14 protein-coding genes are annotated in these 12,944 nt (G+C 33.6%); 4 read left to right on the forward strand and 10 right to left on the reverse strand.

Annotation, left to right across the window (positions count from 1 at the left end):
* Window positions 1–850 precede the first annotated feature (850 nt).
* Genes VFM92_RS15695 through VFM92_RS15725 form a run of 7 tightly spaced genes read right to left on the reverse strand, consistent with a single transcriptional unit; the run spans window position 851 to window position 5,789 of the window.
* On the reverse strand, window positions 851–1,543 hold the full coding sequence (locus tag VFM92_RS15695) for a potassium channel family protein (RefSeq protein ID WP_308350448.1): 693 nt from the start codon (window positions 1,541–1,543) through the stop codon (window positions 851–853).
* Window positions 1,540–2,157: a uridine kinase gene (udk, locus tag VFM92_RS15700; protein ID WP_325123178.1), complete on the reverse strand. Its 618-nt coding sequence runs from the start codon at window positions 2,155–2,157 to the stop codon at window positions 1,540–1,542. The genes VFM92_RS15695 and udk overlap by 4 nt, the downstream gene beginning before the upstream one ends.
* A gap of 29 nt (window positions 2,158–2,186) precedes the next feature.
* On the reverse strand, window positions 2,187–2,765 hold the full coding sequence (locus VFM92_RS15705; protein WP_325123179.1) for a non-canonical purine NTP diphosphatase: 579 nt from the start codon (window positions 2,763–2,765) through the stop codon (window positions 2,187–2,189).
* 1 nt (window position 2,766) lies between these two features.
* Window positions 2,767–3,270 (reverse strand): FKBP-type peptidyl-prolyl cis-trans isomerase, encoded by a 504-nt coding sequence (locus VFM92_RS15710; RefSeq protein ID WP_325123180.1) that lies wholly within the window; start codon window positions 3,268–3,270, stop codon window positions 2,767–2,769.
* A 10-nt stretch (window positions 3,271–3,280) separates the two neighbouring features.
* Window positions 3,281–3,820, reverse strand: coding sequence for an FKBP-type peptidyl-prolyl cis-trans isomerase (locus VFM92_RS15715; protein WP_325123181.1), 540 nt, complete (start codon window positions 3,818–3,820; stop codon window positions 3,281–3,283).
* A 3-nt stretch (window positions 3,821–3,823) separates the two neighbouring features.
* Window positions 3,824–4,759, reverse strand: a complete 936-nt coding sequence (locus VFM92_RS15720; RefSeq protein ID WP_325123182.1) for an FKBP-type peptidyl-prolyl cis-trans isomerase — start codon at window positions 4,757–4,759, stop codon at window positions 3,824–3,826.
* Complete coding sequence (locus VFM92_RS15725) at window positions 4,746–5,789, reverse strand: bifunctional oligoribonuclease/PAP phosphatase NrnA (RefSeq protein WP_325123183.1); 1,044 nt, start codon at window positions 5,787–5,789, stop codon at window positions 4,746–4,748. Before VFM92_RS15725 ends, VFM92_RS15720 begins: the two co-directional genes overlap by 14 nt.
* 194 nt (window positions 5,790–5,983) lie before the next feature.
* On the opposite strand from VFM92_RS15725, the gene VFM92_RS15730 reads away from it, so the two are divergent.
* A complete protein-coding gene (locus VFM92_RS15730) occupies window positions 5,984–6,403 on the forward strand; it encodes a nucleoside-diphosphate kinase (RefSeq protein ID WP_325123184.1) in 420 nt (139 codons plus the stop codon).
* 64 nt (window positions 6,404–6,467) lie between these two features.
* On the opposite strand, the gene VFM92_RS15735 is transcribed toward VFM92_RS15730, so the two are convergent.
* Window positions 6,468–6,794 carry a hypothetical protein gene (locus VFM92_RS15735; RefSeq protein WP_325123185.1) on the reverse strand — a complete coding sequence of 109 codons (327 nt, stop codon included), beginning with the start codon at window positions 6,792–6,794 and terminating at the stop codon, window positions 6,468–6,470.
* A gap of 186 nt (window positions 6,795–6,980) precedes the next feature.
* Here VFM92_RS15735 and VFM92_RS15740 point away from each other — a divergent pair, with 186 nt between their 5' ends.
* Together VFM92_RS15740 and VFM92_RS15745 are read left to right on the forward strand one after the other, a co-directional pair.
* The gene (locus VFM92_RS15740; protein WP_325123186.1) at window positions 6,981–8,741 is read left to right on the forward strand and encodes a long-chain fatty acid--CoA ligase; all 1,761 of its coding nucleotides are present in this window, start codon (window positions 6,981–6,983) and stop codon (window positions 8,739–8,741) included.
* A 164-nt stretch (window positions 8,742–8,905) separates the two neighbouring features.
* Entirely contained in the window at window positions 8,906–10,021 is a 1,116-nt protein-coding gene (locus VFM92_RS15745; protein WP_325123187.1) for a PQQ-dependent sugar dehydrogenase, read from the forward strand.
* Window positions 10,022–10,514: 493 nt separating this feature from the next.
* Here the strand turns inward: VFM92_RS15745 and VFM92_RS15750 are convergent, their stop codons facing one another.
* A complete protein-coding gene (locus tag VFM92_RS15750; protein ID WP_325123188.1) occupies window positions 10,515–11,639 on the reverse strand; it encodes a TlpA disulfide reductase family protein in 1,125 nt (374 codons plus the stop codon).
* Between the two features lie 179 nt (window positions 11,640–11,818).
* On the opposite strand from VFM92_RS15750, the gene VFM92_RS15755 reads away from it, so the two are divergent.
* On the forward strand, window positions 11,819–12,226 hold the full coding sequence (locus VFM92_RS15755; RefSeq protein ID WP_325123189.1) for an STAS/SEC14 domain-containing protein: 408 nt from the start codon (window positions 11,819–11,821) through the stop codon (window positions 12,224–12,226).
* 44 nt (window positions 12,227–12,270) lie between these two features.
* Here VFM92_RS15755 and VFM92_RS15760 read toward each other — a convergent pair whose 3' ends face one another.
* Window positions 12,271–12,750, reverse strand: coding sequence for a hypothetical protein (locus tag VFM92_RS15760; protein WP_325123190.1), 480 nt, complete (start codon window positions 12,748–12,750; stop codon window positions 12,271–12,273).
* Window positions 12,751–12,944: the final 194 nt, after the last annotated feature.

Below are 12,944 nucleotides of genomic sequence, written 5' to 3' on the forward strand. Positions count from 1 at the left end.
TTAATGTTTTGGCTGAATTAGCCTTGGTGTTTAACCATCCGTAATTTTTACTTAAATTGCTCATAATATTTATATTTTATATCATGAGCTTAACGCTCCGGTCAGTTGAAATACTTCAGCTACCGGAGGTTGAGTTCAACAATTTATAGCCGATAGCATAGGAATAAGCCAAAGCAAATTTAATAGAATTGAAAATGGTAAATCTGATATCTTGCTAAACGATTTAATACAAATCTCTCAAGAATTAAGAATAAATTACATTGAATTGCTTCAATCAACTCAATCAGAGGAAGACAAAACTGACGAAGTTGAAATATCTGATCTTTATAAAGAAATAAAATCACTAAAAACTCAGCTCTTCGAAATAAAAGAACACTTGTATTCAAATAGGGGGGGTAAATACTTTGAAAGCATCTTTTCCAAAGTTCTAAACTTTGGAAAAGGTTTTTAAATTCTCTTGCATTACTTCCTTTTTTATGCTTTATAAATAGCTTTCCTTCTGCTAAATTGACAGACATAATACCCCCATGATCCCCTCCAATGCTATTAAGTTAAGCTTGGAAGTCTCACGTTTCACTGTATTCCAAAAAAATAACCTTGGTTATTTTCTTATGTGTTCTCTTGTCACTTTTGTGGTGGGAATTTGCTAATGTTGGTACAGATGCACAAACATTATTTTTTTACCACAAAAGATACAAAAGAAAACAAAAGTTTTTTCGCTTTAGCGAAAAACTCGTTAAGGAAGTTTTCTTAACTTAATAGCATTGTCATCCTCTCAAGGGGATAGCCCCAAAGATTTAAATTGGTAGAAATTTAATATTTTAAGTGCCAAATGGGAATAAAGAAATTCCTACTTATTTACTTCAATAAACTTATTCACATCTTTTGATTTACCTAAAAGAATCATGATATCCGTTTCTTTTAAGAAAGTATCAGCACGGGGAACGCCTATGATATGTTCTACTTGTTGTAACTGACCTTCCACTTTTTCGTCATACAGTCTTTTTACAGTGATCAAGTTAAGGTTATATTTTTCTCTTAATCCTATTTCGCTAATGGTTTGATCCACTACTCTGCTGGGCGTATTAATTTCCACAATTTCGTAATCATCAGGCAAAGGAAGGAAAGATTTCATGTTAGGATGTAATAACATCTCTGCTACTGTCTTTCCAACAGTTTCCTCGGGAGAAAGAATTTCCTCTACTCCCATTTTCTCCAAAATCATACGTTGCTGAGCATTGGCTGCTCTAGCAATAATTCGCTCCACTTCTAATTCGAGCAACAAAACAGTTGTTAATAAAAGCCCCTCAAAATTTTCACCTATGGCCACTACTACAGCGTCCATATCCTGAATATTTTGTGCCTTTAAGGCTTTGACATCCGTTGAATCAAGTGCTACGGCATAGGCTACATCATCTTTTATGGACTCTACTTTGTCGAGGTCAATATCAATAGCGAGCACTTCAGCCCCACTATCACTCAAGGTTCTAGCGATAGATTCGCCAAATTGTCCTAATCCGATTACTGCAAAGCGATTGGTCATGAGCTTACATTTTTGAGGTAAGATACTAAAACTTCTAATCCTTTATCAAATTTATTATTATTTGGTATGATAACATCAGCATCGTATTTAAAAGGATCAATATATTTTTCGTAGGTAGGGGCTACATGCTTTTCGTAGCGGTACAAAACATCATCCAAATCATAGCCACGCTCCGTATTATCCCGCATAATTCTTCTTTTGAGCTTAACGTAGTCCTTTGCATCAATAAATACTTTTAAATCAAGTAATCTAGCCAACTCGGGGAAGTAAAAAACAAATAAGCCTTCTACTACTATGATTTTGGAAGGTTTAAATTCCAACATTTTTGGCACTATATCTGGATTATTAAAGGTATATTCTTTTCGACTGACAGATTTCCCCTCTTTCAGCATTTTGATATCACGGGCGTAATCATCAAACTCAATAGACTGAGGAGTATCAAAATTTTCCACTCCATTTTCGTCCTTAGGCTGTAAGTGTCGGTCTTTGTAATAATTATCTTGGGAAACTAGGCAGATTTCATCTTTTGGGAAATGGTCGAGCAAACTTTTCAGAAACATCGTTTTTCCTGATGCACTTCCGCCTGTTATGCCTACAATGAATGGATTGTTCATGAGTGCAAAACTACTGTTTTAAACTGTGTTTAAGAATTTGTTTGTAAAAAATCGACCAGTTTTTTAACTGCGATAGATCTGTGAGAGATTTTATTTTTTTCCTCCAAGCTCATTTGGGCGAAAGTCTTCGAATATCCATCTGGGATAAAAATAGGATCATATCCAAAACCTTTATCACCATTATGCGCTTCTGCAATTTCTCCTGCTACAATTCCTTCAAAGAAATATTTCTGATTGTCGATAAAAGCACAAATAACAGTTCTAAATCTTGCTTTTCTGTTGGAAGAATTAGTTAGTTTTTCCAATAATAAAGCCATATTATCCTCATCTGAACGCTGAGGTCCTGCATATCGTGCGGAATAAACACCAGGTTCATTATTTAAAGATAACACCTCTAAACCTGTGTCGTCAGCAAAGCAATTGACATTATAATTTTCAAAAATATATTCAGCTTTTTGCTGTGAATTGCCTTCCAGATTGTTTTGGTCCTCTCTTAGCTCTTCATTACATCCAATATCCTTCAATCCGACTAACTTAAAATCTTCTCCTAAAAGCGTAGATACTTCCTTAATTTTATTTGAATTATTGGTTGCAAAACAAAGCTTCATTTTAATAACTTGTCAAACGAATACGAAATTCAATATTTTCCCCATCTGGAATATTAACTGGCAATGGATTACTTACCCCTCTATTTATAAGGAGTACTCCCGGTATAAAAAATCTATAATCGCCATCTCTATTCATTTGATTGACAGCAATTTTAAAACCTGGAGCTAACTGGTCAGACCGCATAGAAAATTCTCCACCAATTGCCGCCACAAACACTTCATCATCACCAATAACTCTTCCTTCATAATCTGCAACAAATCCTGCGCAATAATTAGGAGGGTTACCTACTCCTGGTTCCAACATTACATATCTAATTCCAGAGGAATGAGTTTCATAATCGATATTTTGTGATTCTAAATAGGTTTCAATTTCCTCTATTTGTGTTTCCAAAATTGACTGGTCAACATTTAATTCAGGTTCTCGATCACATTGAACCTCCGAATCACAAGCAAAAATCGAAAGAAGGCCTGATACTAGAAGGGCATTTATAAGAATCCTTTGCATTGGGTTTTCTTTAATTGTTGATACTTATTAATTCTACTTCGAATAATAATACAGTATTGGGTGGGATAGTAGGCGTTCCTCTAAAACCGTAAGCTAAATATGATGGTAAAATAAAGGTAGCTTTACTTCCCTCATTCAATAATTTGAGTCCAATTTCCCATCCTGCAATCACTCCGTCAATACCTAAAGTAAATGTAAAAGGTTCATACGTTCTAGTTTCACTGAAAGTACCTTCTTCTTTTGCTACAGCTTCAATTGAAGTATCAAAAACATCTCCATTAAGAAACCTGCCTGTATAATTTACTGAAACTTCTTGTCGATTTTCAGCATTAGGCCCCGTTCCCTCCTCATGTATGATATAATAAAGCTCGTATGCATTGAGCTTTTCTGCAGTAAGATTATTATCTTCAAGATATTTCTCAATTTCCGTTATATCCTTATTCAATTGTTCATCTGAACACTCCCCTCTCAAGTTTTCACACTCATCTTCACAGGATGAGAATAGGGCTAAACTTAGCCCTAAAAACATTAAATATTTAATTTTCAACATATATTATTTTACATCTAATAACTCAACATCAAAAACTAAAATAGAGTTTGCAGGCAAATTTTCTCCCGCTGCTCGTGGACCATATCCTAAAGGCGATGGGATAATTAAAGTAGCTTCAGCACCTTCATTCAACAACATTATTCCTTCATCCCAACCTCGGATAACTTGACCTTCTCCGATTGGAATTTGATATGGTCTATAATCCCTTCTTTCAATGAATACATTAGCATTTTTAGCGACTGACTCTTTTGATGAATCGAAAATAGTGCCATTTAAAAGTTTACCAGTATAATTCACGGTTACAGTATCGCCTTTGTTTGGCTTCTCTCCAGTTCCTTCTTTAGTAATGATGTAATAAATTCCAGATTCAGTTTTTTGAGCTTCTAAGCTATTTTCCGTCAAGTATTCTTGAATAATTTCATCATCAATGCCTTTTTGCTTTTCAGCTTCTTTTTGCATTTTACTAATAGCCTCTGCTCTTTTTTGTTGTTGCCATTCCATGAAACCTGCAGTATCAAATTTATTTAAGGCTTTTGCAAAAACAGTTAGTTTTTCAGACCCCTCCATATCTGGCGAAACAGGTCGCTGAAATCCTTCAGTCATAATCTGGGTTGCAGTTAATTTTGTTTTGATGCTATCTCCAACCTTTAATTCTTTCAAAATTGAAAATAAAGGACCTCTTCTTGACAAAACTGAATCATCAATTTGAACTGGTAGCTCCCCTATTTCCTTACTATCCAAAATCACTGAATCTTCACTATTTAGTAGTCGCAATGAAAATATTGCAAAATCACCTTGTTCCAGTTGTTCACCATCTTCAGAACTAATCAATATGTATCTAACCCCAGCTTCTGTTTCCTTATTTTCTCCACTATCACAAGCTGCTACAATTGAAATCAATGCCACTAATGCAATTGATAATATCTTATAATTTTTCATAAACTTCTATTTTTTCTCTTTTTTGTAGTTGTACTGCGTATTCTTTAATAATTTTTTCAAACAAATTTACGGTATCTTCCAAATTCATATCTACCTTTCCCCCCGCTGCATTTTTATGTCCGCCACCTTTAAAATATTCACCTGCCAAGGCATTTACTTCAAAATCACCAATTGACCTTAACGAAAGCTTTGTTCCATCCTCCGTTTCTGTGAAAAGTGCTGCCATGGTAATACCGTCAACTGAAAGCGCATAATTTACTAATCCTTCAGTATCGCCATTTTTGGAATTAAATTTATCTAAATCCTTCATAGAGATGGCAAAGTAAGCCGCATGTTCTTTTTCAAAAACTTTAAGTCTTTCGCTCAAAGCAAAACCTAAGAATTTCAAACGATCTAATGAATTGGTATCGTATATTAATCTTGAAACTTCTGAATTATTTGCACCTAAACTGATGAGTTCGGCTACTATTTCGTGAACTTCCTGAGTAGTATTTGGATGCTTGAAAGACCCTGTATCCGTCATGATTCCTGCATATAAACAATCTGCAGTATCATTATCTACTTGCTCTTTATCCCCAAAAAGCTTAATTAGTTTAAAAATCAACTGAGCTGTGGAAGCTGAATCCACATCATGGTATACATACTCTGCAAAATCATCTGGATCACGATGGTGGTCAATCAAAACCTTATCTGCTTTTGAAGCTGCAACAGCTTCACCCAATTCATTAATTCTTTTAAGATTAGAAAAATCTAAACAAAAAATTAAATCAGCTTCTGCTACCAATTTTTTCGATTTCTCCTCATTGCCTTTTTCATTAAAGACAATTACCTTTTCATTACCTTTCATCCAATTCAGGAATTTTGGGTAATCGGTAGGTGTAATCACCGTAGCTGTATGACCACTTTTAATTAAGTAATTATAAATTCCCAGGCTGCTACCCAATGCATCTGCATCGGGTTTTTGGTGGGTTGTAATCACAATATTTTGAGGCGTTTCTAAAACCTCTTTTAATTTTAATATATCCTGCATGAATCAGATTAACCCTGTGGGGATTAAATTGATTTGCAAAGTTGACAAGAAAATCATGAAAAACAAACAGCTAAATGACTGACTCAATGACATAAAAACAAATTCATTTGTAGTTTAAGGAAATATAATATTTCATATCGGATTAATCCTTTAAATTTGTGATATAAAATATTCAAATCAATAAATTTAACACAATGGCTGGAAACAGAACATTTACGATGATTAAGCCCGATGCAGTTGGGGAAAATAACATAGGAGCAATCACTAAAATGATTGAAGAAGGTGGATTCCGAGTTGTATCTATGAAAATGACAAAATTAAGCGAAGAAAGAGCTGGACAATTTTATGCTGTTCATAAAGAACGTCCTTTCTACAAAGATTTAGTTGCTTATATGTCTTCAGGCAATATTGTTGCTATGATTTTAGAAAAAGATAATGCAGTGGAAGATTTTAGAAAATTAATTGGGGCGACTAACCCAGCTGATGCTGCGGACGGAACCATCAGAAAAATATTTGCAACATCTATTGAGGCAAATGCGGTTCACGGTTCCGACTCAGATGAGAATGCACAAATTGAAGGAAGTTTCTTCTTTGCTGATATTGAAAAATTTTAATTAAAACACTGGATAAAAGCATCAAAAAAGGCATCTGCCAATAGTAGTGGATGCCTTTTTTTAATTAGTTTGTTACAATCTCCGATGCGGCCGGAGAATTGAAGATTTCTTTAAAACTATATCTATATATTACTTGAAATAGAATATTGTACGACATTGAAGACATAGAGCTAGGGGTATTATGCTCTGTTTTACTTAGACTATCTTTGACGATTGCCCTATCTCCAACAAAATTCAATGAATCAGTCCTTTCGCATTTCTTCTTTTCTGGTTCTGTCTCAACTTTAACTTTTTCTTTCGTTTTAACTTCTTTTTCTTTAGCAGAAACATCAATTGCACAAAATGTACTTAGCAATAAAATAATAATACTGGTTTTTTTAAAATCAAACATGACTATTACCTTTTGATGTTATCAAATATATTGAATAAATATGAATTTATGTCAATAAGCTATAGATAAGTTACTGGAAATTGTAAGGTTTAAATTAAATTTCTAATAAAAAAGAAAATTTCCTACTGTTAGAATGGCATTAGCTCTTTTTTCATTTATATTAATGACAAATTAAAATTATTTGCTATGCAACCTACTCGACTATTTGATTTATTGAGCTATCAAAATAATAATAATCCACTAAAGGATACATTTTCTTATAAATATGATGGAAAATGGAAAAGTTATAGCACTGATGATGTCATTAATATTGTGAACTCCATTTCAAGAGGGTTTCTAAAATTAGGCCTAGCAAAAAACGATAAGGTAGGAATTGTTTCATCAAACCGGCCAGAATGGAATTTTATAGATTTAGCTTTACAGCAAATTGGAGCAGTAAGTGTACCTATGTACCCAACAATCACTCCTAAAGATTATAAATTCATATTTGAGGATTCAGGCTTGAAATATGTTTTTGCTGAAGACCAAGAATTATATGATAAAGTCAAAAAAGCATCCGAAGAGTTAGAATTTATTCAAAATATTTATTCTTTCAATAAATTAGTCGGGATTCCCCAGTGGACTGAACTAAAAGAAAGTGGTGAAAATGATGAAACAGATTTGCAGCCATACCGAGATGCTGTAGACCCTGAAGATTTAGTAACCTTAATTTATACATCTGGAACCACAGGAAATCCTAAAGGTGTAATGCTAACACACCATAATGTGTTAAGTAATGCAAAAGCCGTATCAGAAAATTTGGATGTGGATGGTATCAGAAAATCACTAAGCTTTTTGCCACTCTGCCATATATTCGAAAGAACCAGCGTTTACTTTTACTTATATAGAGGTGTTTCCGTGTATTATGCCGAAAGCCTTGAAAAAATTGGAGACAATTTAAAAGAGGTCCAGCCCGATATGTTTACTACGGTACCTCGATTACTTGAAAAAATCTATGATAAAATCGTAGCCAAGGGAATGGAGCTTTCAGGGATTAAGAAATCATTGTTCTTTTGGGCTTTAAATTTAGGACACCAATTTGACCGAAATAAAAACCAAGGAGCTTGGTATAATTTTCAGTTGAAATTAGCCAATAAACTTATATTTAGTAAATGGAGAGAGGCAGTTGGCGGAAATATTAAATTAATTGCTTCTGGTGGCGCAGCACTTCAGCCTCGATTGGCAACTATTTTCTGGTCAGCTCAAATTCCCGTTTTGGAAGCGTATGGTTTAACCGAAACTTCTCCAGGAATTGCCTTCAATAGATATAATAAAGAGGATATGTTGATCGGCACTGTTGGCCCTGCACTACCTGGAATAGAAATAAAAATTGCTGAAGATGGTGAAGTATTAGCAAAAGGTCCAAATATCATGAAAGGCTATTACAATCAACCAGAAAAAACAGCCGAAGTAATAGATAAAGACGGCTGGTTCCACACTGGTGATATTGGCGAAATGGTGAATGGGAAATTCCTGAAAATCACCGATCGCAAAAAAGAGATGTTCAAAACATCTGGCGGGAAATATGTTGCTCCTCAATATATTGAGAATAAGTTAAAAGAATCCACGATGATAGAAATGGCAATGGTGGTGGGTGACGGACAAAAATTTCCAGGAGCCTTAATTGTACCAAATTTTGATGCATTGAAAGAATGGTGTAATCATAAAGGAATTACATACTCTTCAGATGCAGAAATGATAAAACAACAAAACATCATTGATAAATTTCAGAAGGAAGTTGATAAAGCCAATGAGCAATTTGCTCAATATGAGAAAATCAAAAAAACGGTTTTATTACCAAAGGCATGGACTGTTGAGAATCATGAACTCACTGCTAAAATGAGTTTAAAAAGAAAAATCATTCATGCTAACTATGCAAAGGAAATTGAGAGTATTTATAATGGGTAAGATTATTAAATTTATTTAATTACAAAACCTAGAGCGCGTCTTCAACGCGTTCTTTTTTTGTTCATTTTCAAAAATTCCTATTACTAGTATCTCAAATTTCAGTTCACCAACTCAACAATATTTCATGAAAGTGGTATAATACAAAGAATCAAAAATCATTAACTATGAAAAATACATTTATCATATTCACACTTATTTTCAGCTTTCTAATGGTTCTTTCCTGCCAAGCTGAACCAGATAAAAGGTTTGCCAAGGTAGATTTTGAAGTGGTCACCATTGCGGAAGGATTACAAAATCCTTGGGGGATGACTTGGTTGCCTGATGGTAGAATGTTAGTAACTGAAAGAGGGGGTGAAATTTTATTGATTGAAAATGATAAATATTCAGGCAAAAAGTTGAAAGGAGTTCCTGAAGTTTATGATAAGAATCAAGGAGGATTGTTAGATATTCAAGTACACCCTGACTATGAAAGTAACGGCTGGATTTATTTCAGCTTCTCAAAACCAGGGGATGGTGGTGGAAGCACAGCCATTATGAGAGCAAAATTAGATGGAGATAATTTAACCAATAAAGAATTGATTTATGAATCATTTCCCAAAACAAAATCAGGGGTACACTTTGGCTCACGTATAGATTTTAAAGATGGTTATGTCTATTTCACGATAGGGGAAAGAGGCGAAATGGATAATGCACAATCCATTGGCAACCCTTACGGAAAAGTGCACAGATTGCATGAAAACGGAGACGTTCCGGAAGATAACCCATTTGTAAAAATCCCTGATGCTGAAAAAAGTATTTGGAGCTATGGTCATAGAAATCCACAAGGGATGCAATTTCATCCTGAAACTGGTGAATTATGGGCACATGAGCATGGCCCTAAAGGAGGAGATGAACTAAACATTGTAAAAAAAGCAAAAAATTACGGATGGCCAGAAATCAGCTATGGAATCGATTATGATGGAAGTATCATTACAGATGAAACTAAGAAAGAAGGCATGATACAACCCGTTCATTACTGGGATCCATCCATTGCTCCATGCGGAATGACATTCGTAACCAGTGACCGTTATTCGGATTGGAAACATAATATTCTATTAGGTTCTCTTAAATTCCAATATTTATGCAGAGTAGTATTAGATGGAGAAGGAAATTATGTAAAAGAAGAAAAATTACTGGAAGGCATTGGTAGAGTAAGACATGTGGCAGAAAGTCCTGACGGATATATTTACGTTGCAGTTGAAGCCCCAGGAAAAATAGTAAAATTGATGCCAAAAAATTAATTTTTTTTAACCCTCTTAAAACAGGCCTATCTCTTTCAAATGAGATAGGCCTGTTTTGTTATACCCAATTTTTAAATTTATCAATGAATGTTTTAACAACATAAACGCAAAATGCCTTAATTGCTCAACCGTCTGGGAGCACCTTTACTGTTTTCTACTCGCGGTGGAAGATATCCTCCTAATTCTTTTTAAAGAAAGCCTTTCGTGTATTTTTCCAATTTCGAGTGTCTTGCAAAAATACTATTTTGAAGAAAATATTGAGTTGAGTTGGAATAAATTTAGCTGTGCCATATAGTGCAGTTGTTATTGGTTTTTTCTTAACTACAATATAACACAAAACCCCGAAAATTGCCATATATGGCGAAATTCGGGGTTTTAAATCAACTTTTCCCAGTATTAAATCACTGAATTACAATTATTTATATCTATCCAAGAGGAGCCTGAAAAAATCGCAGAAAAAATTTAGGATTTGTTTGACAGGATTTCAAAAGATTTATTCAGCCAGTGCTTCTTCTATTGCATCAATAAATTTCTGTTTTTCTATTTCTAGCCTTTCATTACCTAAGAATTTTTCTGCTAATGGAATTTCTTTAGTATAGATCAACTCATTTTTTTTTGATATCACCAAACTTTGGGGAAAAGCATAAATACCCAATTTGTTTGCTACATAGGCTGCATGATAAGCTATTTCATAATCGAATGGCTTAAGCGTTTTGTAATGTCGAAGAGTAGCAATATCATCTGTACCAAACGCAATAAATTTGACTTTTCTACCTGCAAACTGTTTTTTTACTTCATTTAAAATAGGAATTTCCATTTTACAGCCCGGGCACCATAACCCCCAGAAATCGTAAACTTTTACATAACCTTCCCAGTCTGAGGCATCATATTCAGACCCATCGATTAAGTAAGCCTTAAAATCAGGTAATTCCTCACCTAAGCTTATCATTGGCTTGTCATGTTGAAGTAGAGCCAATCCAAATTTAATGTCCTCAAGAGAAATCCAACTCTTTTTATACTTTTTAAAATCAGGTAACTCTTCAATTACTTTCTCTTTCAAAACTTTACTCTCAATGTATAGTTTATTCTTCATGAATAGTTGATAGCTTAACACAAATCCGGGTAGATTTTCAAATATAAGAGCATACTTTCCACCAGCATTTCGTATCGCGTTTTTGAAAGGATAAACGGTCGTTTTAGAGTTAATGTCGTTTGTTACCCAAGCTAAAATTCTCATTTTTTTATACGTCATCTCAATTTCGGCAGCTTCATATCCTAAGATCTTACTTTTATTCCCAGTCATTTTCACCTTTCCTGTTGACATCGGATAATCCGCAAAATAAAAACCTAATTCATCGTATGATTCATTAGTTTCATTCGGAAAATAGTAAGTTAATTGATTTAAAGATTTATGATGCCTAAATGCATATTCCAAATCATCAGCCCATACATAAACACTATCATCAGAAAGTGCAATTTGATGTTGAACTTGATAAGAATAAGGTTTTTCTAAACTCTCATTTGCATATCCTTTTTGTTCAACAATAAAAGATTGAAACTGGGCAATAGAAATTTTGGGTAATACGATTATAAAGATAATAATTACGATTTTTTTCATACCACAACTATATTTAACACTTGGGAAGTTAAATATAAATTATTCTAATGAGCAGTAAAATCATTGAAACTATCATTTTAAAAATGAAAATGAAATAAAGCTAAATCCATTCACTATGGCAAACAATCCAAACAAACCTTATTTATCGTAGTTACTAAAGCTTAATTAAAGAGCCTGATATGAAACCATACGCATTAATTGATTCTTCTAATATGCCATTCATTACGGTTACTTTTACAGGAGAGAAAAGTACGGATGAGAATTTCCAAAAGTATTTAGAAGATTTGGAAAACTGTTATGAAAAAAGAGAAACAATTACGCTAATTTTTAACGCAACTAATGCAGTAATACCGAAATTATCCCTACAAAAAAAACAGGCATTATGGATAAGTCAACATTGGAAAATGATTCAAACTTATTGTAAAGGCACAGCTTATGTAATTCCAAATATGGCAATAAGAGCTGTTTTGAAAACCATTTTCTCATTTCAAAATCAACCTACTCCATACAAAATATATTCAACTACTGAGGAAGCTGAAAACTGGACGCAGGAAATAATAAATAAAGATAAGCAGGTTCAGAAATGAAAATTAGATTGATTTAAAGGCAATAGTTAATCATTACATTTACTTTAAGTATAATCAAAAATTTCTACACTGAATTGATTCGATAGCTTTTGCAATTTAGCTTTCAATTTATCCTGATTTTTATTTTCAAATAATAAGATTGACTTCCCATTGTCGAATTTTATAAAAGCTTTATATATCTCTTTTGTTATCATAGAACCCTGATTAACTCTACCATAAAACTTCTGGCTGATTTTAGCTTTTTTAATAAATATCTTTTCTACTTCATTATAAGGAACCCATTTACCAGATTTTATGAAAAAGAATGCGTTGTATTCTCTGAATTGATTGTCATTAAATTCTAACCCTGAATAGGCTGTGACAATTAGAAATCCTAGTATTATTAAGAACAGACTTGCCCAAACATTGATAACTAGCAAAACTAAACCTGCAAACAAGAAAATATAGCCTACTAATTGGAATTGAAAAGGAAATAACAAACCACTTCTTAAATTGAAAGTCAATTTATTCATATTTTGAATCATAAGTTATTTTCAATTTAGTAAAAATAATGATAAATGTATTTGGAAAATTTTGCAAATCGAGTAGGAAGATAGGGATTATTTCCCTATCCGTCCTCTCACACCACCCTGCGTACCGTTCGGTACAGGGCGGTTTGTTAAAATAATGATGGCTGTGTTGCATTAGTCAGCCGTAAGTAAGTTTCGTAAAACCCAAT

It is taken from the genome of Marivirga sp. (assembly GCF_035704835.1).
Taxonomy (GTDB): Bacteria; Bacteroidota; Bacteroidia; order Cytophagales; family Cyclobacteriaceae; genus Marivirga.

What these genes read in the sequence shown, in the direction of transcription:
- VFM92_RS15695 (WP_308350448.1), bottom strand. Translation starts at nt 1,543, where the DNA reads ATGACCAATCGCTTTGCAGTAATCGGATTAGGACAATTTGGCGAATCT.
- udk (WP_325123178.1), bottom strand. Translation starts at nt 2,157, where the DNA reads ATGAACAATCCATTCATTGTAGGCATAACAGGCGGAAGTGCATCAGGA.
- VFM92_RS15705 (WP_325123179.1), bottom strand. Translation starts at nt 2,765, where the DNA reads ATGAAGCTTTGTTTTGCAACCAATAATTCAAATAAAATTAAGGAAGTA.
- VFM92_RS15710 (WP_325123180.1), bottom strand. Translation starts at nt 3,270, where the DNA reads ATGCAAAGGATTCTTATAAATGCCCTTCTAGTATCAGGCCTTCTTTCG.
- VFM92_RS15715 (WP_325123181.1), bottom strand. Translation starts at nt 3,820, where the DNA reads ATGTTGAAAATTAAATATTTAATGTTTTTAGGGCTAAGTTTAGCCCTA.
- VFM92_RS15720 (WP_325123182.1), bottom strand. Translation starts at nt 4,759, where the DNA reads ATGAAAAATTATAAGATATTATCAATTGCATTAGTGGCATTGATTTCA.
- VFM92_RS15725 (WP_325123183.1), bottom strand. Translation starts at nt 5,789, where the DNA reads ATGCAGGATATATTAAAATTAAAAGAGGTTTTAGAAACGCCTCAAAAT.
- VFM92_RS15730 (WP_325123184.1), top strand. Translation starts at nt 5,984, where the DNA reads ATGGCTGGAAACAGAACATTTACGATGATTAAGCCCGATGCAGTTGGG.
- VFM92_RS15735 (WP_325123185.1), bottom strand. Translation starts at nt 6,794, where the DNA reads ATGTTTGATTTTAAAAAAACCAGTATTATTATTTTATTGCTAAGTACA.
- VFM92_RS15740 (WP_325123186.1), top strand. Translation starts at nt 6,981, where the DNA reads ATGCAACCTACTCGACTATTTGATTTATTGAGCTATCAAAATAATAAT.
- VFM92_RS15745 (WP_325123187.1), top strand. Translation starts at nt 8,906, where the DNA reads ATGAAAAATACATTTATCATATTCACACTTATTTTCAGCTTTCTAATG.
- VFM92_RS15750 (WP_325123188.1), bottom strand. Translation starts at nt 11,639, where the DNA reads ATGAAAAAAATCGTAATTATTATCTTTATAATCGTATTACCCAAAATT.
- VFM92_RS15755 (WP_325123189.1), top strand. Translation starts at nt 11,819, where the DNA reads ATGAAACCATACGCATTAATTGATTCTTCTAATATGCCATTCATTACG.
- VFM92_RS15760 (WP_325123190.1), bottom strand. Translation starts at nt 12,750, where the DNA reads ATGATTCAAAATATGAATAAATTGACTTTCAATTTAAGAAGTGGTTTG.